Here is a 1123-nt window from a genome sequence, read left to right as displayed (position 1 = left end):
CTCCCATCCCTTCCCTGACCACGGCCGCCGCTCCATTTCACGATGCGAGGTCATTTCAACCGTCCGCAGAGCCTATAGCGAGATGCTTTATTCCATGCTGATCGCTGTCAAAAAAAGCCTGTTAACTAAATTTTTTTACCCGCCGATGCTTATTCGCGAGACTGAAGGGTGAGGTGATCATGTGTGATTCAAACATAACCGCGTTTCCGCTGCATCGGCGGCGAAAATTGGTTCAAGGTATCGCCCGGGTCCTGGAATCGAAGAACGGGGAGGACGCGAATGCCTTCTGGCGCAGTACCGCCAAGACAATTCTCATTCAACTGTCCGAATCAGGAATTGCACCGGGGCTGGCCAAACAGGAAGTTGGAACGCTTCTTCACGCTGTCTTAGGCGATATAGCCACCCGCAGTGCTGCGAAACTTGCAGAATAGAATCAGCTCAGGACGAGGGATTGCCGCGTAGAGACAGGATGCGCAGCATTCAAAGACTGCGATGGTGAAATTCTGGCTGAGGGAACGGAGCTGGCTTCCAACCTTCTCCATTCCCGCTGACCAGATTAGGCGGCATCTCACCCGCGGCATGGCCAAGGCGTCTTCGCCGACCGAAGCCGATAAGCCTAGCCCGCCTTCCGAAACGGCTGAGAGCGGCGAGAGAGGATGAGATCGAGTTCGGCTTCGTCCTCGATGCCGGCCTGGAACAATGATATTAGCTCAGATGCTGCGCCATGGGCCATGGTCGATGCCATGCTGCACTGGGTGGCTGTGCAATGCCGGATAAATACCCGTTGCAGCATTTCGAGGTCATTAGGGTAAATGGCGATGTCTGCTGGGTGACGCATAGGCATGCGGTATCCTCGGAGAGCCAACGCCCTCATTCAGAAGCTCAGGGGTGGCTGCTGACTACGTTCTATCGCACCCTACGCCGTAGCCGTCATTTAACAATGATATACCGGCCGGGGTTGTACCGGCCGCGGCTACTAGCCTCGGAAGGGCCGCCGGTCACTCGGGCGAGGACGTTCGCCATCCGTCGAGTCTGCAGGTCCGGGTGAGCGGTTTTCCGGCGCTGCTGCGCTAACCATGGCGCCAGTCTATGCGCACAGCGCACATTCGCGAAGCAGGCGCGG

General features: G+C 57.1%; 2 protein-coding genes. One reads left to right on the top strand and one right to left on the bottom strand.

The features are described 5' to 3' along the window. The first annotated feature begins 179 nt into the window (after positions 1-179). Positions 180-431 (top strand): DUF6074 family protein, encoded by a 252-nt coding sequence (locus EOA85_RS35800; RefSeq protein ID WP_127212770.1) that lies wholly within the window; start codon positions 180-182, stop codon positions 429-431. Positions 432-616: 185 nt separating this feature from the next. On the opposite strand, the gene EOA85_RS35795 is transcribed toward EOA85_RS35800, so the two are convergent. Next, complete coding sequence (locus tag EOA85_RS35795; RefSeq protein WP_127212769.1) at positions 617-844, bottom strand: hypothetical protein; 228 nt, start codon at positions 842-844, stop codon at positions 617-619. Between the last annotated feature and the right edge of the window lie 279 nt (positions 845-1123).

Source organism: Mesorhizobium sp. M5C.F.Ca.IN.020.29.1.1 (assembly GCF_003997375.1).
Taxonomy (GTDB): Bacteria; Pseudomonadota; Alphaproteobacteria; order Rhizobiales; family Rhizobiaceae; genus Mesorhizobium; species Mesorhizobium wenxiniae.
This window is presented reverse-complemented; position numbering and strand designations above follow the sequence as displayed.

What these genes read in the sequence shown, in the direction of transcription:
- EOA85_RS35800 (WP_127212770.1), top strand. Translation starts at nt 180, where the DNA reads ATGTGTGATTCAAACATAACCGCGTTTCCGCTGCATCGGCGGCGAAAA.
- EOA85_RS35795 (WP_127212769.1), bottom strand. Translation starts at nt 844, where the DNA reads ATGCCTATGCGTCACCCAGCAGACATCGCCATTTACCCTAATGACCTC.